The 22,163-nt window shown below is 39.6% G+C and carries 12 protein-coding genes; 4 read left to right on the forward strand and 8 right to left on the reverse strand.

Annotated features, from left to right (window positions below):
• Positions 1-2: 2 nt before the first annotated feature.
• From GNP81_RS15570 to GNP81_RS15590, 5 genes are all read right to left on the reverse strand, one after another.
• Entirely contained in the window at positions 3-710 is a 708-nt protein-coding gene (locus GNP81_RS15570; protein ID WP_155673974.1) for a GntR family transcriptional regulator, read from the reverse strand.
• 159 nt (positions 711-869) lie between these two features.
• Positions 870-4,022, reverse strand: a complete 3,153-nt coding sequence (locus GNP81_RS15575) for an efflux RND transporter permease subunit (protein WP_155673975.1) — start codon at positions 4,020-4,022, stop codon at positions 870-872.
• A 1-nt stretch (position 4,023) separates the two neighbouring features.
• Positions 4,024-5,142 (reverse strand): efflux RND transporter periplasmic adaptor subunit, encoded by a 1,119-nt coding sequence (locus tag GNP81_RS15580; protein WP_155669538.1) that lies wholly within the window; start codon positions 5,140-5,142, stop codon positions 4,024-4,026.
• 177 nt (positions 5,143-5,319) lie between these two features.
• A complete protein-coding gene (gene rlmF / locus GNP81_RS15585) occupies positions 5,320-6,279 on the reverse strand; it encodes a 23S rRNA (adenine(1618)-N(6))-methyltransferase RlmF (RefSeq protein ID WP_005423879.1) in 960 nt (319 codons plus the stop codon).
• 111 nt (positions 6,280-6,390) lie between these two features.
• Entirely contained in the window at positions 6,391-6,747 is a 357-nt protein-coding gene (locus GNP81_RS15590; protein ID WP_005423881.1) for a YibL family ribosome-associated protein, read from the reverse strand.
• An 86-nt stretch (positions 6,748-6,833) separates the two neighbouring features.
• Here GNP81_RS15590 and arfB point away from each other — a divergent pair, with 86 nt between their 5' ends.
• From arfB to GNP81_RS15605, 3 genes are all read left to right on the forward strand, one after another.
• Positions 6,834-7,247 carry an alternative ribosome rescue aminoacyl-tRNA hydrolase ArfB gene (gene arfB / locus GNP81_RS15595; RefSeq protein ID WP_155673976.1) on the forward strand — a complete coding sequence of 138 codons (414 nt, stop codon included), beginning with the start codon at positions 6,834-6,836 and terminating at the stop codon, positions 7,245-7,247.
• The gene (locus GNP81_RS15600) at positions 7,247-9,163 is read left to right on the forward strand and encodes a RecQ family ATP-dependent DNA helicase (protein WP_155673977.1); all 1,917 of its coding nucleotides are present in this window, start codon (positions 7,247-7,249) and stop codon (positions 9,161-9,163) included. Before arfB ends, GNP81_RS15600 begins: the two co-directional genes overlap by 1 nt.
• 109 nt (positions 9,164-9,272) lie before the next feature.
• Complete coding sequence (locus GNP81_RS15605; protein ID WP_155669530.1) at positions 9,273-10,913, forward strand: DUF342 domain-containing protein; 1,641 nt, start codon at positions 9,273-9,275, stop codon at positions 10,911-10,913.
• Between the two features lie 77 nt (positions 10,914-10,990).
• Here GNP81_RS15605 and punC read toward each other — a convergent pair whose 3' ends face one another.
• On the reverse strand, positions 10,991-12,184 hold the full coding sequence (punC, locus tag GNP81_RS15610; protein ID WP_155669528.1) for a purine nucleoside transporter PunC: 1,194 nt from the start codon (positions 12,182-12,184) through the stop codon (positions 10,991-10,993).
• 130 nt (positions 12,185-12,314) lie between these two features.
• Here punC and punR point away from each other — a divergent pair, with 130 nt between their 5' ends.
• On the forward strand, positions 12,315-13,223 hold the full coding sequence (gene punR / locus GNP81_RS15615) for a DNA-binding transcriptional activator PunR (protein ID WP_155669526.1): 909 nt from the start codon (positions 12,315-12,317) through the stop codon (positions 13,221-13,223).
• A 70-nt stretch (positions 13,224-13,293) separates the two neighbouring features.
• Here the strand turns inward: punR and pdxH are convergent, their stop codons facing one another.
• A complete protein-coding gene (gene pdxH, locus GNP81_RS15620; RefSeq protein ID WP_065595997.1) occupies positions 13,294-13,929 on the reverse strand; it encodes a pyridoxamine 5'-phosphate oxidase in 636 nt (211 codons plus the stop codon).
• Between the two features lie 124 nt (positions 13,930-14,053).
• On the reverse strand, positions 14,054-22,090 hold the full coding sequence (locus GNP81_RS15625; RefSeq protein ID WP_336503045.1) for an Ig-like domain-containing protein: 8,037 nt from the start codon (positions 22,088-22,090) through the stop codon (positions 14,054-14,056).
• Positions 22,091-22,163: the final 73 nt, after the last annotated feature.

Consider the following 22,163-nt stretch of genomic DNA (forward strand, 5'->3'; position numbering starts at 1 on the left):
GGCTATTTTTTATCTCGATAATCTATACTCTCACTATTAAATGGGGTGTGATACGTACATTGATAATTGATATCTATAATATTACTGACGATGAATAACTCACCATTTTTTAAAAAACCACGATTTGTAATATTCATTGCTGCTGTATTTTTTTTACAATCAAGAAGTTCTGAATCTTCCCTTGATACACTAATCGCTTGGTAACTAGTTAAATAACTATCTATGTCTAAACCTATCGCTAATGCATGCTTTTGAATCGAGTTCTCAATAATCTGCTCATTCATTTCCGGAAATAATCTAACCGGAATTTTAGCTTCTTCAATTTGAATAACTTTATTATGAATCAGCCTTAATCTTCTTATATTCCATATATAATCATCATCACTAATTGAGAATATTTGCTTATCCTGTTGGTCTGGTAGTTTTTTATTAAGCTTTATTTTCTTATATGACATTTCATCAAAACTGTTTTCAGTAATGGAATTATAAATTAATGGCGTACCCATTACTGATGTATTAACAAAATACCCTGAGCCTAACTTAGCTTTTACAATGCCAATCGCTTCTAATTTAGCTAATGCCTTTCTTATCGTAAATCGAGAAAGTCCATATATTTCAGATAAATCTCTTTCAGGTGGTAATTTATGATTAATACTATGCTGACAAATCTTACTAATAATATCTTGTACTACTAATTCGTATTTTTTCATATCATTCCGTCATACATGGTCGCAATTCACGTAATAAGTATAACACCAATAATGACTATCACCGATATGAATCACTCTAAAATAAAAATATAAAAAAGGAACCACATAGGCCCCTTTAAATTTATATTTAATCGCTTAATGCGTTAGCTTCTTGCAAAATTACTCATCATCTAAAGGAATAAGTTTGGTGCTTCCGCCGTGCAGCTTTTCACGACGACGTTGTACCATTGCATAGAAGCCTGGGATAAGTAGCGTACCCACTAATAACACACATAGTAGACCGCCAATCAGTGACACACCCAGAGAGTTTTGACTGATGTAGCCTGCACCCGATGCAAACACCAATGGCAGAATACCTAAGATGAATGACCACGATGTCATGTTTACCGCGCGGAATCGTAAACGACCACCATTCACTGACGCATCATCTAAGCCTACCTCTTTCTCTTCACGCTCATTTTTCGCAAATTCAACAATCAAAATGGCATTTTTGGCGGCCAGTGCGATTAAGAGAACCAGACCGATTTGTGCGTATAAATTCAACGGCATCCCCGTTAAATTAAGCGCAAGGAAAGATCCAAAGGTTGCCACTGGCACCACAAGAATAATCGCAAGTGGAATACTCCAACTCTCGTATTGTGCCACCATGAATAGATAGATAAAGATCAACGCTAACGCAAACGCATAAATCGCTTGGTTACCCGCTTTCACTTCTTGATACGCCATACCTGTCCATTCATATTGGTAACCATGTGGAAGCACTTCAGCTGCAACACGTTCCATCGCTGCAATGGCATCACCACTTGAATACCCCGCCGCTGGCTGTCCTTGGATCACCGCTGAACGATACATGTTGTAACGCCACGCTACATCAGGTTCAAATACCGTGTCATAAGTGACTAATGTACTTAATGGTACCATTTGACCAGAGCTTGCACGAACGTGGAATTTATCCAAATCATCCATGCTGCTACGATACTGCCCATCAGCTTGCATAGTGACTCGGAAGTTCTTACCAAACATAGTAAAGTCATTCACATACATTGAACCTAAGTTACCTTGCAGTGTTTGGAAAATAGAGCCTAATGAAACACCTAATTGTTTTGCTTTTTCACGGTCAATATCCACATAGTAGTGTGGGACATTGGCACGGAACGTACTGAATGTATATTGAATTTCAGGCTGTTGATTGGCGGTTTGAATCACTTGATTCATCACATTAGCCAAATCAGTACGACTACGACCTAATGTATCTTCAAGAACAAATTCAAAACCAGACGCTGCACCCATTCCCGGAACCGCTGGCGCACCCATGGCAAAAATAACCGCTTCAGGTAACTCCATCGCTGCACGCCCGTTAATACGGTTGGTAATTGCAAATGAAGAGTTATCTCCATCCATGTCATTACGCTCACCCCAAGGCTTTAATTTCACAAACAGTGACGCACCATTTGATGCTGCAGCACCTGTTAAGAACGCATAACCATTAGCTACGGTAACTCCATCAACACCTTGCTCTTGCTCGATGATCTCAAGCACCTTGGCAGACACTTCTTCAGTACGAGAAAGTGAAGCTGAATCAGGCAGTTGAACGTTAACCAGTAAAATACCTTTATCTTCTTGTGGTACAAACGCCGTTGATGTGGTCTTTGCAAAGAAGGTTACTGCACCTAAAGCAATCACAAAGAATGTCATCAAGATCATGGTTTTTCGTACAAAGAAACCCGCAATCTCACCGTATTTATCCGTTACTTTATCTAAGCCACGGTTAAAGGCTTTAAACCAACGAGCCGTATTATCCCCTCCCTGTTTTAGAACCAGAGAACACAATGCAGGCGACAATGTCAGTGCATTAATGGATGAAATAATTACCGCAATACAGATGGTTAATGCGAACTGACGATACATGATGCCGGTGATCCCCGGAAGCATGGCAACAGGAATGAATACCGCAAGCAGTACCAGAGTCGACGTAATGATTGGCCCTGTTACTTCTTTCATCGCAATCAAAGTGGCTTTTCTTGGGCTTAATGAAGGGTCACGCTTCATAATAGTATCGACGTTTTCGATAACCAAAATGGCATCATCCACCACAATACCGATGGCAAGAATAAGTCCAAATAGCGTCACGGTATTAATGGTGAACCCTGTCATCAGCATAACAGCAAAGGTACCAATTAACGACACTGGAATCGCAACCACTGGGATTAACGTCGCACGAGCACTGCCTAAGAACAGATACGTTACAGCAATAACCAGTAGAATCGCTTCAATTAAGGTTTTTACTACCCCTTTAATGGACTCTGCAACAAACAGTGTGGTGTCATAGCTGGTTTCATACGCCAGACCTTCAGGGAAAGTCGCACTTAACTTTTCAAGCATATCCATGACCGCTTTTCCACTCTCCAATGCGTTCGCATCAGACTGCAAAGAAAGGGTGACGATAGAGGCGTCTTTTCCTCTGAATTGGCCATTACCATCGTAAAATTTCTTACCTAACTCAACACGGGCAATGTCTTTTAAATAAACAGAAGATCCATCGTTGTTTGCTCGAAGTACCACATTTTCAAACTCTTCAACCGACTCTAAACGCCCTTTAGTTACCAAGTTAAACTGCACATCTTGCGCACTTGCATAAGGTGCAGCACCAATTTTACCCGCTGCAACTTGTACGTTTTGTTCTGCTAAAGCGGCATGAACATCGGATGTGGTTAAACCTAAGTTGGTCATTTTGTCTGGATCAAGCCAAACACGCATGGCGTATTCACCACCACCAAGCACTCCAACTTCACTGATGCCAGTAACACGAGCAAGTTGATCTTTGATATTTAGGTTTACGTAGTTAATTAAGAATTGATCGTCATATTTCCCATCAGGTGAGTAGAAGTTCAATACCATCAAAAGGTCTGGAGAACGCTTCTTAACAGTAACCCCGACCATACGCACTTCTTGTGGCAATTTAGATTCAATCTGCGCCACACGGTTCTGAACGTTAACCTGTGCCATGTCAGGATCGGTGCCCACATCAAAGGTGACATTTAATGAATATGAACCGTCGTTGGCACTTTTTGAAGACATGTAAATCATGTTCTCTACGCCATTGACGGAAGTTTCTATGGGATCAGCAATTGCCTGTTCAACCACCTCAGCACTTGCCCCTGTGTAATAAGCACTTACGCTGACAGATGGCGGACTGATTTTTGGGTATTCAGCAACAGGTAACACCGCTAATGCAATGGCTCCGGCAAGAGTGAGGATAATAGAAATAACCAGAGCAAATTTAGGACGCTGTATAAAAAATCGACTTAGCATATTAAGACTCCGTGTTCTCTAAACGAACCTGAACTCCATTTCTTACACGTTGCAATCCTTTTACTAACACTTGTTCATTAGCGTTTATTCCTGAACTGATGATCACACCTTCAGGTAATTGCTTGCCTAGAATGACATTACGACGCTCAGCAATATTGCCCTCCGTTAATACCATGACGAAATCGCCTTCTAAATCACTTTGTACAGCACGTCTTGGAGCAACTAAAACTTCTGTAGGTGTCTTCTCTCTAAGATTTACATTGATGTGCTGACCAGGAAGCAACGTATGCTCAGGGTTATCAACCAAAGCACGTAATGTTAATGTACCGGTTGTTTTGTCGATACGGTTACCAATGAAATCGACTTTACCAAGGTGTTTATACTCTTTGCCATTTTCAAGGTTCAATACCACTTCCACTTGGCTTGATGCACCTTTTCCATCCCCTTCAATCGCATCAATTCCCATCATCAAACGCTCACGTTCACTGATGGTAAAACGAGTATGAATTGGGTCTAGGCTAACTAAAGTGGTTAATACACCAGATGCAGGAGAAACTAAATCACCTATGCTGGCTTTACTGTCACTGATTCGTCCAGTAAATGGAGCGGTAATGGTGGTGTAAGACAGGTTAACTTGTGCCAACTTCAATTGCGCTTGAGCAGCCTCAACTTGTGCTTCCGCACTCAATAATTGCGCGGTTAGACCATCAAATTCAGCTTGGCTAATATTGCCTTTCGGTAATAGATTTTTGCCACGATTAAAATCTAACTGTGCTTTTTTAAGCGCTGCATTAGCTTGAGTAATTCCGGCTTTTGCGTTGGCAACTTGGGCTTCAAAAGAGGAAGGATCAATTTGGAAAAGTACATCACCCTTCTCAACCATTTGGCCTTCTTTAAACTGGCGAGACTGAATGTATCCTGAAACTTGAGCTGAGATAGAAGCATCTTCCATGGCTTCGATTCGACCGATGTAGGTTTTTCCTTGTTGGTACGAAATAGGCTCAACGGTGTAAGTTCCAACAAGTGGGGCTTGCGGAGCTCGTTGAGCAGTTGATTCATCACTACAGCCAACGAGTAAAGCTGCACTAATGATTGAAGCAAGAAGCGTTTTGGATTTCATAATATAACCATTTAACTGTTGAATTACCTATATTCTGACAGTTAAATGGTTAAAATTATTAATCTAAATAAAACGAGTATGTTACTGAATGTGTCTGTAATTTACGTTGATGTTTATTGATAATGAGATAATTAATAAGTTCTTTATTATCAACAACTAACAATCAAACCTAAAAGCTTACAAATTTACATTCGCTTGGTAAGTCCAAGCCACAAAACGACTGATTTTTTGCCCTTGAGCCATTTCAATCGTTTTAATCGTTTTAACGCCGATCTTTTCTAATTCTTTATACAGCTCAGCTACGTTTTCTTTCTTAGAAATCAATGTAGTAAACCATTGTACTTGTAGTGAAAATTCACGACTTTGCTGAGCCATTTTAAGAATAAAGGCTAATTCACCACCTTCACACCACAATTCTGCTTTTTGACCACCAAAGTTCAATGCTTTTGCATTCTGCATCTCTTGGAAAGCGTGGCCTTTTTTCGCTTTATTTGCTGCTAGATTTTTTTGCTTACGCTCAGTTCCTGCTGTCGCTTCTGCTTCTGATGCATGGAAAGGAGGATTACACATAGTAAAGTCAAAAAACTCAGTTGGCTTGATAATGCCTTTAAAAATGTTCTCTTCATTCTTTTGCAGACGACACTCAATGCCTTTTAGACTTGGGTTATTATTGGCAATGAACGAGGCCATTTTAATCGATTGAGGATCAATATCTGAGCCAACAAAACTCCACTGATATTCACGATTACCAATAATTGGGTAAACACAGTTTGCGCCCACACCTACATCTAAGCCTTTTACTTTCTTACCTGTTGGGATTGTCCCTTCATTAGTAATAGCAAGTAAATCAGCAATATTGTGAATATAATCAGCACGCCCAGGAATCGGTGGGCACAGGTAGCCCTGCGGAATATCCCAAAATGGTACATTGTAGAAATGCGCTAATAACGCTTTATTTAGCGCTTTAACCGCTTGAGGGTCTGAAAAATTAATCGATTCATTACCGTATTGATTGGTCTCAACAAACGGTTTTAATTCTGCACACGCCTTAATCAGAGCGGGAAAATCATAGTTTCCTGTGTGTTTATTACGTGGGTGTAATGATTTCTTAGTAACGTTTGATTTAGTATTTGTCATATCAACTTACGAGTAATACCAATCACAATCTGTGATCAGAAATAGCGAAAAAAGAAAAAGGCACCGAATGAACTGACACCCGATGCCTTCTAAACTGAATACACTCTATAATTAGAATGCTTGTGGTGCATAACCTGTCATTTCTTTAATGCCAAGCTCTTTACCTAGTGCCGTCATTGGGTGAACAACAACTAAGCCACGAACTGATTTTTTAAGTTTACCCATATCAGCTTGTTCTGCTTTAGTGATTGCACGCTTGAAAGGAAGGTTACGTACTTCAGTACCTTTGTTACCTGTTTCAAACTGTTGCTTACCTTTAAGCTTTGTTAATTTTTTTTCAAGCGTTTGAATTTCATGCAAGAATTGCTTAACGACGGGTTGATCATCACGCTTTTGCGCAGCCGCTAAACGGTGCTTACAACGATCTAAACGGTTATGAATTTTTTGCAGTTCTTCTTTTACACTCATGAAATTACCTTTGTATTGAAAATGGTGCGCATTGACGCTAACTGGTAGTATACCCTCTATTAGAACAACGATCATAGGTTTATTACATGCTAACCATCTCAAACCAAGTCGAATTAGCCGATTGGGAAATTGAACTTACTGCAATTCGAGCACAAGGTGCTGGTGGTCAGAATGTAAATAAAGTCTCTAGTGCCATTCACCTTCGCTTTGATATTAACCGTTCGACGCTTCCTGCTTTCTACAAAGAGCGTTTACTGAAAATGCGTGATCACCGTATCACCAAGGAAGGTATTATCATCATTAAGGCGCAACAATTTCGGACACAGGAGAAAAATCGAGAAGATGCTCTTGATCGTTTAAAGCAACTCATTCAATCTGCTACTGAGACTCAAAAAGCACGTAAAGAGACCAAACCAACACGAAGCTCACAGCATAAGCGTATGGATAAAAAATCGCAGCGCGGTCAAACAAAGAGCATGAGAAAGAAGGTAGATTACTAATGTATCAACAAACGTTAAAAGAAACATTTGGCTTTGATTCTCTAAGAGGCGGTCAACAGCAAGTGATTGAGAAAGTGCTAAATGGTCACTCATCTGCTGCTATTTTTCCAACTGGATCAGGTAAATCTCTTTGTTACCAACTGCCTGCGCTTATTTTGCCAAATCTTACCTTAGTTATTTCCCCACTTTTGGCTTTAATGAAGGATCAAATCGCTTTTTTAAAAAGTAAAGGTATCGCTGCGGCTTCAATCGATTCAACTCAAACGAGAGAAGAAACTCAAGCCATTTTACAAGGCGTAAGAAACGGTGAAATTAAAATATTAATGATCTCTGTTGAACGCTTGAAGAATGAGCGCTTTCGTCAATTTATCGCTCAAATTAATATTTCATTATTAGTGGTGGATGAAGCACACTGTATTTCGGAATGGGGTCACAATTTCAGACCCGATTACCTAAAACTACCACAAGATCGCGAAGCTCTGAATATTCCTCAGGTATTACTTCTAACTGCTACAGCAACACCTGCGGTTATTGAAGATATGAGTAAAAAATTCAATATTGCTCAAGATGATATTGTAATCACAGGCTTCTACCGTTCAAATCTAGATATCTCTATAATTCCGGTTGAAGAAGAGCAAAAACGCTCAGCGCTATTTGCAACATTAAAACAACGACCAGACCAACCAAGTATTATTTATGTCACGCTGCAACAAACCGCTGAAAACGTTGCTCAGTGGCTACAAAGTAATGGCATTCAAGCTAAGGCTTATCACGCTGGTTTAAAAAATGACGTCCGAGAAACGATTCAACATCAATTTATGCATGGTGAAATAAATTGTATCGTTGCCACCATAGCATTTGGTATGGGAGTCGATAAATCGGATATTCGACAGGTCATTCATTTTGATTTACCTAAATCTATTGAAAACTATTCACAAGAAATCGGCCGTGCAGGTCGTGATGGTTTACCCTCTTTTTGTACTGTATTAGCCAACACCTCTGGCTTAAATGTATTAGAGAACTTTGTGTATGGCGATACACCAGACAGAGAAGCAATCCAATATGTATTGGATGACATTTACCAAGCGAATGAAACGTGGGAGACACAACTACTGCGTTTATCTAAAGACAGCAATGTTCGTCAATTACCCTTAAAAACGCTACTCGTTTATTTAGAATTGAAAAAAATCATTCAAGCTAAATACAGCTACTATGCCGATTATCGTTTTAAAACACTTATTCCTATAAACGACATTATTGCTAGGTTTCAAACGGAACGTCAGCAATTCGTATCAACTATTTTTCAGTGTTCACCAAAAGCAAAAACCTGGCATACAGTCGATTTTGATGCTTTATGGATGGGGTTTCGAGGTGAGCGAAAACGCGTGATCGCGGCATTAGATTATTTTAATGAACAAGGTTGGATAGAGCTTGAAAGTAAGCAAATGACTGAGGTTTATCAGGTTTTAAACAAAGTTGAAAGTACGCATGTTCTCTCTCAAGAGCAACATCAACTATTCAAAAATAAAGAACAGAGTGAAATAAATCGAATTCACGCCATGTTGGATTTCTTTGAAACCAAAAGCTGTTTAAGCCATGCCCTTGCTCATTACTTTGCTGATTTTAATGCGCCTGAAAAATGTGGTCACTGCTCTGCTTGTCGATCTGAAGCTGCTATTTTACCTCGCAGTTCGTCTCACTTTATTGCGGATGACGAAAATGTAAAAATATGGTGCCAAGAGCTTCAAAACAGCAGCAAAGAGCCATTAGCCAATGCCGTTTTTGCTCGGTTTTTATGTGGTATTCCAACCCCATTAACCAGCAAAATTAGAGCAAATAAAATGCAAGGATTTGGAAAATTTGAGTCTCAACCTTTTTTTGAAGTGCTTGAATTAGTCGGAAAATTGAACGGATAATTTATAAAGTGTGAGCGTGTTTACATTTAATCAACACCATGTGAACCCCATACGCTATAAATGATAATATCATCCTATACTAATGAAAATTCATTACTTGGGAAAAAGGATGATTGAAAAGTTTTTAGCGTTTTCAGAAAAAAAATCTGCTGTACATTTTGTGATCCCAGAAGATACGTCACTTACCTCTCCTATTGATTACTCAGACATAGATAATGCATTGAGTGCAATGGGAGTGGGTCATTATTACCAATATCAAAGTAATATTGATGAAATTACTGCTGCAATTAACAATGGCGATATTACCGCACTTAATAATGTCATGATTGCTCAATGCTTAGATGCTCAACTCGTCGTTCATATGCAAGATGATGAAATGAAGGCATCAATGACAGTGACTGGAGCTTATGGCGGTCATCCTGTTCGTGGTCCTGAAATCATTCAAGCATTAACAGAAAATGGCATCACTAAAGGCGTGAAAAAAGAGGCCTTAAAAGTTCTCTTGCTCAAAGGAAAAGATCTTGCTCCGGGAGAAACCTACTCAGATGTTATTGCCGTTGGACGCGAAGCCGTCGAAGGACAAGATACACAGTTTGAAGCCTTAGTACCCAACATTCATGAACGTGTACTTCAGCCACAAGAAACCGATGATGGCCATGTAGATATGCGCGATCTAGGCAATGTCATTAGCGTTAAACAAAATACACCACTAATGAGGCGGATCCCTGCAACACAAGGGATAAATGGCAAAACCATTACTGGAAAAATCATTACTGCTACACCAGGAACGGACATTCCTTTCCAACTTTATCCTGGCTCCTCTCTTGCTCCTACCGATCCAAACTTACTGATTGCGGATATTGATGGTAGCCCATTAATCAATAAATCTGGTGTCGGTATTGATAACTTACTGACATTAAAAACCGTTAACGCTACATCCGGTCATGTCTCTTTTGAAGGCAGTATTTTCATTCAACAAGATATTGAATCAGGTATGAAAGTTACCGCTACAGGGAGTATTACTGTCGGTGGTTTTATCGAAAATGCAGAAGTAACGGCAAAACACGATATCACCGTCATGCATGGTATTATCGGTCGTCCTGTTCAAGATGGAGAGCCGTTGACCTGCATAGTGAGTTCAGAAGGTACTATCACATCAAAACTAGCTCAGAATGCGCATTTAATGGCGCATCAGGATGTTCATATTACACTCCATGCTAATCATTGCTTAATTGAGTCGTTAGGTTCTATTTTTGTTATTGATAAAGCCGAAAGAAATGGAACCATCAGCGGTGGTAACTTAGTTGCAAATGGGGCAATTAAAACCGCTAACCTTGGTATCGAAGGTGGCGCATATACTAAAGTTCAGGCTTTTCATGATTTTGAAACTCAAAAAGAGAACCTTCATTTACTTCAAAAGCAAATAAATGAAGTTAAAACTCAATTAATTAAAATTTCAAATATTCATATGGAACAACAACCAAATGAACTGGCTGAAAAAATTCTACGTTCAAAAGAAAAATCTGAGCAAGACTTGCAAGTTTTAGGTTCAAAACTTCAACGAGAGCAGATCACATTTAATAATGGTTTAAAAGAGAATACGATCTTTGTAACCAATAAGATTTTCCCTAGAGTAGACGTTCAATTTAACACCCATCACTTAGTTACAAAGAGAGAATATAGTCCAAGTAAAATCTCTTATTCGGGTTATGAAATCGATGTAGAACCTATTATGATCAAAAAGAAATAATTCTCTTTTCTTCAGATAAAAAAATAGCATTGGCAATAATGCTCAATGCTATTTTTATTCACCAATATATTGATTGGTTACTGAGTAACAAGTGCCGCTCTTTCTTCTTTATTTACTTTGAATACCATAACAGCACCAATAAATAAGAACACAAGTTGCAATAACATAATGCTACCCATAGAGATTGCACCTAGGTAACTAATGCTTGAAACCATTGCACTTGCTGCTACACAGAAAAGCATTTGTAAAAAGTTAAGTAGGCCAGAAGCTACTGCACTGCCTTCTTTAAAATCCACCAATGCGTTATTTACTACGATTGGGTAGATTGCACCATTTGCAGCCGCTAAGAAGCAGAACGGAATTAGCATTGGGATAATAGAAGACACATCCATTCTCCATGATACTAAGAACACAGTACCCACACTTGCAATAGACAGTTTTAAAATCCACGGTAGTACTTTTTGTGCATCAAAACGCTCTAATGCCCAACGACAACCATAACCACCAACGATGAACGCAATAGTTTGAGGAACATAGCTTAAACCAATATCAGCACCAGAGTAACCCATTTGCGTCATTACGAACGGTGAGCCAGTTAACCACGCAAAGAAAATTGCTGAACTTGCTGCGTAAATTAGCATGTTACCTGTGAATTTTTTTGACTTGATAACATCACGAAATGTGATGCTTTTTGTTGAAGTCGCTTTTTCTTGTTTTGGCTCTTTATCTACAAAAGTACGTAATGCTAGACCAACACCAATCACTGTTAGTGTTACAAAAATCATTGACCAACCGTAGAACTTTTCAATCGCAGCACCCAATAATGGTGCTAACGCAGGAGAAAGAGCAACAAGTGGCATGATGGTAGCGAAAACACGTTGTGATGTTTTTGCATCATAACGTTGAATTACCATTGCTTGCCAAATAACGTTTGCACTACACGCACCTAACGCTTGAAAAAAACGAGCAACTAATAACATTTCTACACTGGTTGAAAATGAAGCAGCTAAACTGCTGATAGCAAAAATACTTAGACCAATGATTAATGATTTTTTCGTACCTAATTTTTGAGTTAATCGACCGTAAAAAAGTTGACCAATCGCCATACCTAACAAGAAAATACTTAGGGTTAAACCAATCATATTTTCTGTCGTACCTAAATCACCACGGATGATATCGAATGCAGGTAAATACATATCTGTTGCTAAGAAACCAAGCATACTTAGGCCAGCAAGCCAAATATAAGGAATCGATTGTTGTTTATTTTCCATGTTCTTCTCCAAAGCTGAACATTTTTAAAATTCGTTGCATTCTATGTGCTAGTTGCTACTCTTGTGAAACGATATAATTTGCACTTTGCATCAAATTATTTGATGCGAATAAATAACCATCAGGTATTTTATGTTTTCATATCATGAATTAATCACTATTGAGTCCGTTGCTCGACTGGGCAGCTTTAGCCAAGCAGCAGATGAATTACACAAAGTACCCAGTGCGATTAGCTATACGATTAAATCAGTAGAAGATCGCTTAACGGTCGTTTTATTTACTCGACTTCATCGGCGGGTAGAGCTCACAGCCGCAGGTACTTATTTTGTAGACCAAGCAAGAAAATTATTAAAAGATATGGAAGACATTCGCTTTAATACTCAGCGAGTTGCTAATGGTTGGCAACAAAGTGTTTCGGTTGCATTAGATAATGTGGTTCGAGAAAACAGTGTAAATCAACTCGTACGTGATTTTTACGCGACTTTTCCTGATATCGAACTTCAGCTAACTATGGAAGTGTTTAACGGTGTGTGGGATGCATTAATGACGGGTAGAGCAGATATAGGTATAGGTGCAACAGCAACCATTCCTATTGGTGGAGACTTTTCTTATCGTCCTATGGGAGAGTTGGCATGGGATTTTATCGTTAGTATCAATCATCCTCTGGCTAATTTTGAACATGACATCCCTAATGAAGAATTAGTTAAATACCCTGCGATTTGCCTTGAAGATACCTCTCAAATCCTACCTAAGCGTTCAACGTGGCTATTAGATAATCAACGTCGATTAATCGTTCCCAACTGGCACAGTGCTGAACAGTGTTTTATTGATGGCTTAGGAGTTGGGGTTATTCCTAATCACAGAGCCAAGCGATTATTAGAAACTGGACAGGTGATCAGTAAGAAAATTGAACACCATATTGCTCCTAGTCCATGCTGTTTAGCTTGGAATAATAATAATCAGTCTGTTGCGATTCAGTGGTTACTAGATTATTTAGGCGATAGCGACAAACTTAATAGTGAGTGGCTAAAAGAATTTTAGGTTATGAAAAAAGGATGAACACAAGATCATCCTTTTTTTACGGTTTAATACTAGATAAATAACGACAAGATCATGGCGCTAAACGATCGATTTGCCAATCATTTTGATCTTTACTGTATAAGAATCGATCATGAAGTCGATGATCCCCTCCTTGCCAAAACTCAATAGAATCAATCTTAATTCTAAATCCCCCCCAAAACTTCGGAACAGGGATCTCTCCTTTTGCAAACTTTTGTTTTAGCTCGAGGTACTTTCCTTCAAGTGCAGCTCTTGCGGTTAAACGACTGCTCTGCTTGCTTGCCCATGCTGCTATCTGACTTTCTTTCGGTCTTGATGTGAAGTATTTCATATTCTCAAGAGCCGTTAATTTCTCAGCAGTACCCGTGATATGAACCTGACGCTCAAGTGGGTGCCATGGAAAATGCAGTGATATTTTGCTGTGGTGTTCTAATTGTTGCGCCTTACGAGAGCCCAAATTGGTATAAAACACAAAACCTGTCTTATCAAAATGCTTTAACAACACTATGCGCTGAAATGGCTGTCCATTCTCATCCACCGTAGCTACTGTCATCGCTGTAGGATCAGTTAATTTAGCTTCTACTGCTTGCTTTAACCATAACTCAAATAAGTCTACAGGTTCTTGAGGTAAATCGGCTCTACGTAAACCACCAAGGCTGTAATCACGACGAATATCTTCTAATTCCATGTAAATCCCACTTCGACTTCTTTAATTCCAATCCATATAAATTGTGCTCTTTTGAAACGAGCTAAACAAGAGGTGATATAAAAAAAGGGTCTAATTAGACCCTAAATTTCGTATTAACAACAACTTAGATAGTATCATCTAATTTAAAAAGCTGCTCATCAAGTAGTTTAGTTAGGATCTCAGCTTGATTTGAGAAATTAGCATTATCCAATCCAAATGAACCAACACCTCCTTCAACAACAATCGTATGATCTTTACCTGCATCATCTGTAATAGAGAGCGTTAAATCATCACCGTCTTCAGATATAGTAATATGCTCAAGCAAATCATTAAGATCATTTTGATGAACATCATCATTCAGGATTTCAGTAATATCAATTAAGTCTTCACCTTTAGTGAAATCTTTAATGGTATCAATTCCTGAATCAGCACCTTGATCAACCCATTTGAAGATATCATCACCAATGCCTCCGACTAAGATATCGTCTCCAAGACCACCTATTAAAATATCGTTTCCTTGATGAGCAAAGATAACGTCATCTTCATTGCTACCAATAACCACATCATTATTGGTTGAGCCACTTAATGAATGGTTTATCTGTATATTTGCTTCATCAGAAGGACTCACATTAAGCGTTGCTTGCTGTAAATGTTCAATACCTTCGCCATCAATGACTGTATAGGCAAGTTCATATGTAACCGATTTACCACTATCAATGAGAGTCGGGTTATCGATAGGTTGGAATAAGTAACTTCCATCTTTATTAATCAATAAATTACCGTAATCAGTTACAAGCTGAAGCTTCTCTTCATAAAGATTAATATCCACACTTTCTGAAGATACATTTCCATCTTGATCTATAACTTTTAATACATTGATTTTAGATGTCTCAATAACAATCTCTGAGTTAACTATTCCGGTTAAAGAACCGGTAAGCGCTCCTTGCTGCCCAATGGTAGGTTTAAGCTGAGGGAGTACGGTATATAACTCTTTATCTTCGATATAAATAACATTATCACTAATATCAGTTAGCCCACCTAAATATGGATTATTCGTACCATCATTTATGACACCTACCGCTTTAACGTCTTTATCTTCAATAAACTCATTCCATTGAACTAAAAGGTCTGCTGGTATCTCTTCGTTATTGTGCCCATCACTAATAAAGTAAATCACATCATTTGTATTCGATAAATCAACGTCATTCGGGATCTTATCATTTGAATAACCATCAAATATTGCATAAATGGCTTCATTATAATCAGTTCCTCCTCCAATATGGTAAGGATCTGAAAGTGCCTCAATCTCAATGGCATCTTGTAGATGAGTAATTGCATCGGTAACAGAATACCACCCTAAAGAAGTGGCAGTGCCATTTTCATCATCATAATAACGATTATCAAAATCAATAAGTTGAACTTTCACGGTTCCTGAGTTTGGCTGGTTTTGAATATCTTCTAATAGCTTAATAGATGATTCCAAGACTAGTTGCATCCTTTCTTTATCATCAACTTCTACATCTCCCATGCTTCCAGATGAATCAAGAGCAAGAGTAATTAATGTTGTCGGTAATGAACCACCCTGATCAACTAAAATATCTTGTGGTAAAGTTGCTTCAGCATCCCCAGTAGAAATATCAGAATTTGATGCTTCAATCGCTGTTGCTGTCGCCTTTAATGTGAAGTCAGATTCAGACTTAGGAACTTGAATACTTAAGTTACTGAAATCAACGGTCTGATTTCCCGTACCAACAGGAAGAATCCAATTACCCGTAGCCTCATCATAAGTACCAATCGGCTGCCTATTCTCATCTAAAATTACTGCATTTTCACTTAATCCAGACAACACTAATGATTCAAGTGATTCACTTCCATCGAGGTCTGTAACACTTGCAGATAGATCTAATGGGATCTCAACATTTTGTATGATCGTATAACTACCATCAGGATTTAACTCAACGATCGCATCAGAAAACACAAGTCGTTCAATTTGATATAACTGATCTCCATTATCTTCTGGTGCTGTATGATCGTAGCCTGTATCACGTCCCAATGTATCTGTAACTACCCAGTGATCAACACCTCCACCATGTGCTCCACCTTGGTTAGTAATTAAATATTCATCGATACTTCCGCTATAAATAACGGCATCAACACCAGAATCAAGAGGACCTGTGCCACCATAAATAGAGTCATTTAACCCGCCACCAACAAAAACATCATTACCTGTTCCGTGGATAGAATCACCAATTAAATTATCACCTAGAGGAGTACCTATGATTAAGTTATTTCCATCATCGGCAACAACCATCGCAGCGTTGTAAGTTACATTGCCAACTCCAGGAATAGTGCCGCCATTTTCAAAATATTCTTTAATCGCTTCAACGTCACTTGTATCAAAACTAGGTGCTGAATTAGTAATAACTGGCTCACCTAAAACTAAAGAAACGGTTGGTTTATCTGCTTGAGCATTAACAATCATTTCAGCAGTTCCCGTTGAGGTTTTATGCCCATCACTCACCGTAACCGTAAACTCAACAGGTGAATTACTATCGAAATGTTTATTTTCAACTGGAGTAAATGTGGCCCCAATGACTTCATTACCATTGAAAATAAGTTCTAAAGAACCAAATGCTGGATCAACGGTAATATTAGTTAGAGTGACATCATCACCATCCAAATCACTTATCAGTAACTCACTTAAATTTAGTGGAATAGCTACATCTTCATACGTTTCACTAAATACTGAGTTATCAACAATTGGAGCATTATTCGTGGCTTTATCAGTACTATCGGTAGAAATAGTAATAACACCAGTATCAATCGCATCATCGCTGTCTGTAGCTTGATAATGAATATCTTCACTTACCATGGCATCAATTACTTCAACACCTTGTAGGGTCAAATTAGAATTTGATGATGTCGAACCTTCACCATGAATGGTATAAACTCTAATTTGGTCAAAACCGCTATCAAGCTGAATATTGGCGGTAAATTCGCCACTACCATCATAAATACCGTTATTTTCATCATCAAAGGTATAAGGACTTTCACCAACTAAAACCCCATCTTTGAAAAGCAATACTTGAACTTTGGCATCCGCACTGCTGTTTTCTGAATAATTTCCCCAAACACTACCAAAGTCCATATTAACTTCAGTTATTACTACCTCTGTGGTATTTGGTGACCCAACATTGCTGAAATCAATTTCAACATAATCTTTTGTTTTTACATCGATTTCGCTGTTACCAACACCTAAACCAGTTTCTTGAGCAACGTTATCATAATAAAGCGTTTCAGGGGTTAGCGTACTGGTATTATCAGGGCTATCTCCGGTAAATTGTCCACCAGAAATAATAACGCCACTTGCTAATGTAAATGAGTTAACACTTCCATTTGAGTAATTTGGAGCAAAGTCTTCTTGAGCATTAAAACTTAAATCGTCATTGATCGAACTATCCAGAACATATTCAATTTGATCTGACTCCGTTAATACTGTCGAAGATGTAATTTCAGTTCGGGTGCCTCCATCAACAACATAAAGCGTACCAAACTCTGGCGAATCAGTTATCGTAATGTCTACATACTTGTTATCTGTATCGTTTTCGTCATCTTCAAGATCACTGACATATGCGTCAAAACTAAATTGAGTGCTAATATCATCAACTAACTGAATGTCAAAATCATTAGCAATAGGATCTGCATTGATAGTGACATCTTGTATTACTTCAGTCTTATTACCTGCAATATCTATTGCTGTTACGGTTAATGCATTTGCTCCTTCATTTAACTGATAAGGAAGAGATATGGTGTATTCACCATTCTGATTTGCTGTCACTTCGTCGGTGGTATGAATAACACCATCTTTATCGGTATAAGTAATAGTAACCTTAGCACCAGCTTCAGTTACACCTGTGATATCTGGCGTTGTATTATTCGTTACGGTATCAGAGTTTGAACCTGTATTAGTATTATCTGTAATATCAGAAGTAATACCTAAGTCACTATCACCAGCCGTTTCTGTCAGTACTTTAGTATCAACCGTTACATCTTGTGTAGTTGATACGGTATTTCCTGCTGAATCGACGGCAACAATATCAATAAGGTTAGAACCTTCCGCTAAAGCGTGCAAAATTGCGATGGTATAAACACCATTAGCACTTGCTGTACTCGTAGCTGTGCGTAACGTATCCGATGCGTCTCTATAGGTAATAGTTACCTTAGCTCCCGCTTCTGTTACGCCCGTAATATCAGGCGTTGCATCATTAGTGATTGTGTCATCATTAGAACCACTATTTGTAGCATCAGTGATATCTGAAGTGATACCGGTATTACCATCGCCATCGGTTTCCGTCAGAACGTCAGTATCAACAGTATGTGTTGATGTCACCTTACTTTCTACGGTATTTCCTGCATCGTCACTTGAACTCACAACAACTTCAAACTCGGTATCTTCAGCCAAGTCACTACCCGCAACCTCAACACTCCAAGTACCATCCAGATTAACTGCCGTTTCGTAAGATTGGCCATTGATAATCATAGTAACAACATCATCTTTACTGATGTCACCACCAATTGCGGTGCCGGTAACTATTATGGTTTCGCCACTTTCGCTAGCATTAATAACATCATCTTCTGTAATATCAGCAACCGTAACAGCGCCAACTTCTGCTAAGGTATCAATTACCGCAACGTCTTCGCCACTCTCTGATTCATTTCCATATTGATCCGTTAGCGTTGCAGTAACTTTAATCTCATTACCTTCACCAGGACTTGGGAACGTTGTTGTTATAGTACCAGCGATTAAATGAGCAGCCGTTAAAGTGATCTCTTTTGTTGTGTTTCCATCACTTACGGTAATGATCTCACCTTCTAAAGCTCCTGTCGGCAAACCAATACTCACATCAATATCACCAACTAACTCAGAAGCACTAATTAAACCATCATTAGGACTAGTATCTTCCGTGATCACTACGGTTGGTGCAGCACCGTCAGTACCGGTCTGCGTATCAACAGTATGAAGCGATGTAACTTTACTCTCGACTATATTGCCCGCATCATCACTTGAGCTGACAGATACCTCAAATTCGGTATCTGCAGCTAAATCACCACCGTCAACAGCTACACTCCAACTACCATCTTGATTAACCGTAGTTTCATAAGATTGCCCATTGATAATCATGGTGACAACATCATCTTTATTTATATCACCACCTATTGCTGTACCTGATATCATGATGTTCTCGCCACTTTCGTTAGCATTAATTACATCATCTTCAGTGATATTATCTACAATCACAGTACCTGCATTTGCAGAAGTATCTAAAACAAAATCTAATGTACTCGAGCCAGACACATTACCTGCCGCATCAGTCTCTCGAACCGTAATAGAGTTGTCACCTTCAACTACTTCAGGAGGGGTTGTTGACCAACTGCCATCCGCTGCTTGATATTCAACTGTATTACCCACTTCGCTTGGCGTTACTGTGAATGAGCCGTCATTCGTAAGTAGATCACCATTACTAATACCCGAATCAACATTCAGAGTAATCGTAGGAGCATTTGGCGCTTGCGTATCAAGCACAAAATCCAGTGTATTTGAGCCAGAGACATTGCCAGCTGCATCAGTCTCTCGCACCGTAATTGAGTTAGCGCCTTCAGTAGCGGTTGGCGCATCAGTCGTCCACGAACCATTCACGAAGTACTCAACCGTATTGCCAACTTCATTTGGCGTTACTGTGAACGAGCCGTCATTAGTTAAAAAGTCGTTTCCTAACTTGCCACTGTCTATATCTAAAGTGATCGTCGGTGCATTTGGCGCTTGGGTATCCAGAACAAAATCTAGTGTATTTGAACCTGACACATTACCCGCTGCATCAGTTTCACGCACAACAATCGAATTATCACCTTCAACCACAGCAGGAGCAGTTGTTGACCAACTGCCATCTGCTGCTTGATATTCAACTGTATTACCATCTTCGCTTGGGGTTACCGTAAACGAGCCGTCATTAGTTAAGAAGTCGTTACCTAGTTTACCGCTGTCTGTATCTAAGGTGATCGTTGGTGCATTTGGTGCTTGGGTATCAAGTACAAAATCCAGTGTATTTGAGCCAGACACATTGCCAGCTGCATCAGTCTCACGAACCGTAATTGAATTATCACCTTCAACCACAGCAGGAGGTGTTGTTGACCAACTGCCATCCACCGCTTGATATTCAACCGTGTTACCAATTTCGCTTGGCGTTACTGTGAATGAACCATCATTCGTAAGTAGATCACCATTACTAATACCCGAATCAACATTCAGAGTAATCGTAGGAGCATTTGGAGCTTGCGTATCAAGCACAAAATCCAGTGTATTTGAGCCAGAGACATTGCCTGCGGCATCAGTCTCACGAACTGTAATTGAGTTGTCGCCTTCAACTACTTCAGGAGGTGTTGTTGACCAACTGCCATCTGCTGCCTGATATTCAACTGTATTGCCAACTTCACTTGGCGTGACCGTAAATGAGCCGTCATTAGTTAAGAAGTCGTTTCCTAACTTGCCGCTGTCGGTATCTAAAGTGATCGTCGGTGCATTCGGTGCTTCCGTATCAAGTACAAAATCCAGTGTACTTGAACCAGAGACATTGCCTGCAGCATCAGTTTCTCGAACCGTAATTGAATTAGCACCTTCGGTAGCGGTTGGCGCATCAGTTGTCCATCCACCATTAACAAAGTATTCAACCGTATTGCCAACTTCACTTGGGGTTACTGTGAACGAGCCGTCATTAGTTAAGAAGTCATCACCCAACTTACCGCTGTCCGTATCAAGAGTAATTGTTGGTGCATTTGGTGCTTGGGTATCCAGAACAAAATCTAAAGTGTTTGAGCCAGACACATTACCCGCTGCATCAGTTTCTCGAATCGTAATTGAATTATCACCTTCAACTACTTCAGGAGGTGTTGTTGACCAACTACCATCCGCCGCTTGATACTCAACCGTATTACCAACTTCACTTGGCGTGACCGTAAATGAGCCATCGTTAGTTAGGAAGTCATTACCTAGTTTGCCACTGTCGGTATCTAAAGTGATGGTTGGAGCATTCGGTGCTTTCGTATCAAGCACAAAATCCAGTGTGTTTGAGCCAGACACATTGCCTGCCGCATCAGTCTCACGAATCGTAATTGAATTATCACCTTCAACTACTTCAGGAGGTGTTGTTGACCAACTACCATCCGCCGCTTGATACTCAACCGTATTACCAACTTCACTTGGCGTGACCGTAAATGAGCCATCGTTAGTTAGGAAGTCATTACCTAGTTTGCCGCTGTCGGTATCAAGAGTAATTGTTGGTGCATTTGGCGCTTGGGTATCTAAAACAAAATCTAGTGTATTTGAGCCAGACACATTGCCAGCTGCATCAGTCTCTCGCACCGTAATTGAGTTAGCGCCTTCAGTAGCGGTTGGCGCATCAGTTGTCCATCCACCATTAACAAAGTATTCAACCGTATTGCCAACTTCGCTTGGGGTGACAGTAAACGAACCATCGTTAGTTAGGAAGTCATTACCCATCTTGCCGCTGTCGGTATCAAGAGTAATTGTTGGTGCATTTGGCGCTTGGGTATCTAAAACAAAATCTAGTGTATTTGAGCCAGACACATTACCTGCTGCATCAGTCTCACGAACCGTAATTGAGTTAGCACCTTCGGTAGCGGTTGGCGCATCAGTCGTCCACGAACCATTCACGAAGTACTCAACCGTATTGCCAACTTCGCTTGGGGTGACAGTAAACGAACCATCGTTAGTTAAGAAGTCATCACCCAACTTACCGCTGTCGATATCTAAAGTAATCGTCGGTGGATTCGGTGGGATTTCATCGATATCTGTTACCGTAATATCAAAACTTTCTTGGCTTGTTGATCCATCAGTTGAAGTGGCAATGATGGTGATAGAGTGAGAATCGGCGACTTCATGATCAAGATTGCCAATCAATGTCACGACCCCTGTAGTAGCATCGATAGCAAACAGACCTTTTGCAATATCTGCATCTGAGAGTTTATAACTAACGTTATCCCCATCTGGATCTGTCGCGAGGCCAGTGATATTTACAACCGTGCCAATCTCAGCATTCTCTGACAAGGTATTCTCTGCTGCATTTGAATCTGTAACAGGGCCCACATCATTATCCGTATCACCGCCGCCCGGTGTCGAACCATCTGCATTCGTTACCGTAATATCAAAACTTTCTTGG

Origin of the sequence: Aliivibrio fischeri, assembly GCF_009727955.1 — a bacterium.
Classification (GTDB): Bacteria; Pseudomonadota; Gammaproteobacteria; order Enterobacterales; family Vibrionaceae; genus Aliivibrio; species Aliivibrio fischeri_A.

Bases quoted from the DNA above. Each gene is read 5' to 3' on its own strand.
- arfB (WP_155673976.1), top strand. From the start codon at position 6,834: ATGCTAACCATCTCAAACCAAGTCGAATTAGCCGATTGGGAAATTGAA.
- GNP81_RS15600 (WP_155673977.1), top strand. From the start codon at position 7,247: ATGTATCAACAAACGTTAAAAGAAACATTTGGCTTTGATTCTCTAAGA.
- rlmF (WP_005423879.1), bottom strand. From the start codon at position 6,279: ATGACAAATACTAAATCAAACGTTACTAAGAAATCATTACACCCACGT.
- punR (WP_155669526.1), top strand. From the start codon at position 12,315: ATGTTTTCATATCATGAATTAATCACTATTGAGTCCGTTGCTCGACTG.
- punC (WP_155669528.1), bottom strand. From the start codon at position 12,184: ATGGAAAATAAACAACAATCGATTCCTTATATTTGGCTTGCTGGCCTA.
- GNP81_RS15580 (WP_155669538.1), bottom strand. From the start codon at position 5,142: ATGAAATCCAAAACGCTTCTTGCTTCAATCATTAGTGCAGCTTTACTC.
- GNP81_RS15575 (WP_155673975.1), bottom strand. From the start codon at position 4,022: ATGCTAAGTCGATTTTTTATACAGCGTCCTAAATTTGCTCTGGTTATT.
- GNP81_RS15605 (WP_155669530.1), top strand. From the start codon at position 9,273: ATGATTGAAAAGTTTTTAGCGTTTTCAGAAAAAAAATCTGCTGTACAT.
- pdxH (WP_065595997.1), bottom strand. From the start codon at position 13,929: ATGGAATTAGAAGATATTCGTCGTGATTACAGCCTTGGTGGTTTACGT.
- GNP81_RS15590 (WP_005423881.1), bottom strand. From the start codon at position 6,747: ATGAGTGTAAAAGAAGAACTGCAAAAAATTCATAACCGTTTAGATCGT.
- GNP81_RS15570 (WP_155673974.1), bottom strand. From the start codon at position 710: ATGAAAAAATACGAATTAGTAGTACAAGATATTATTAGTAAGATTTGT.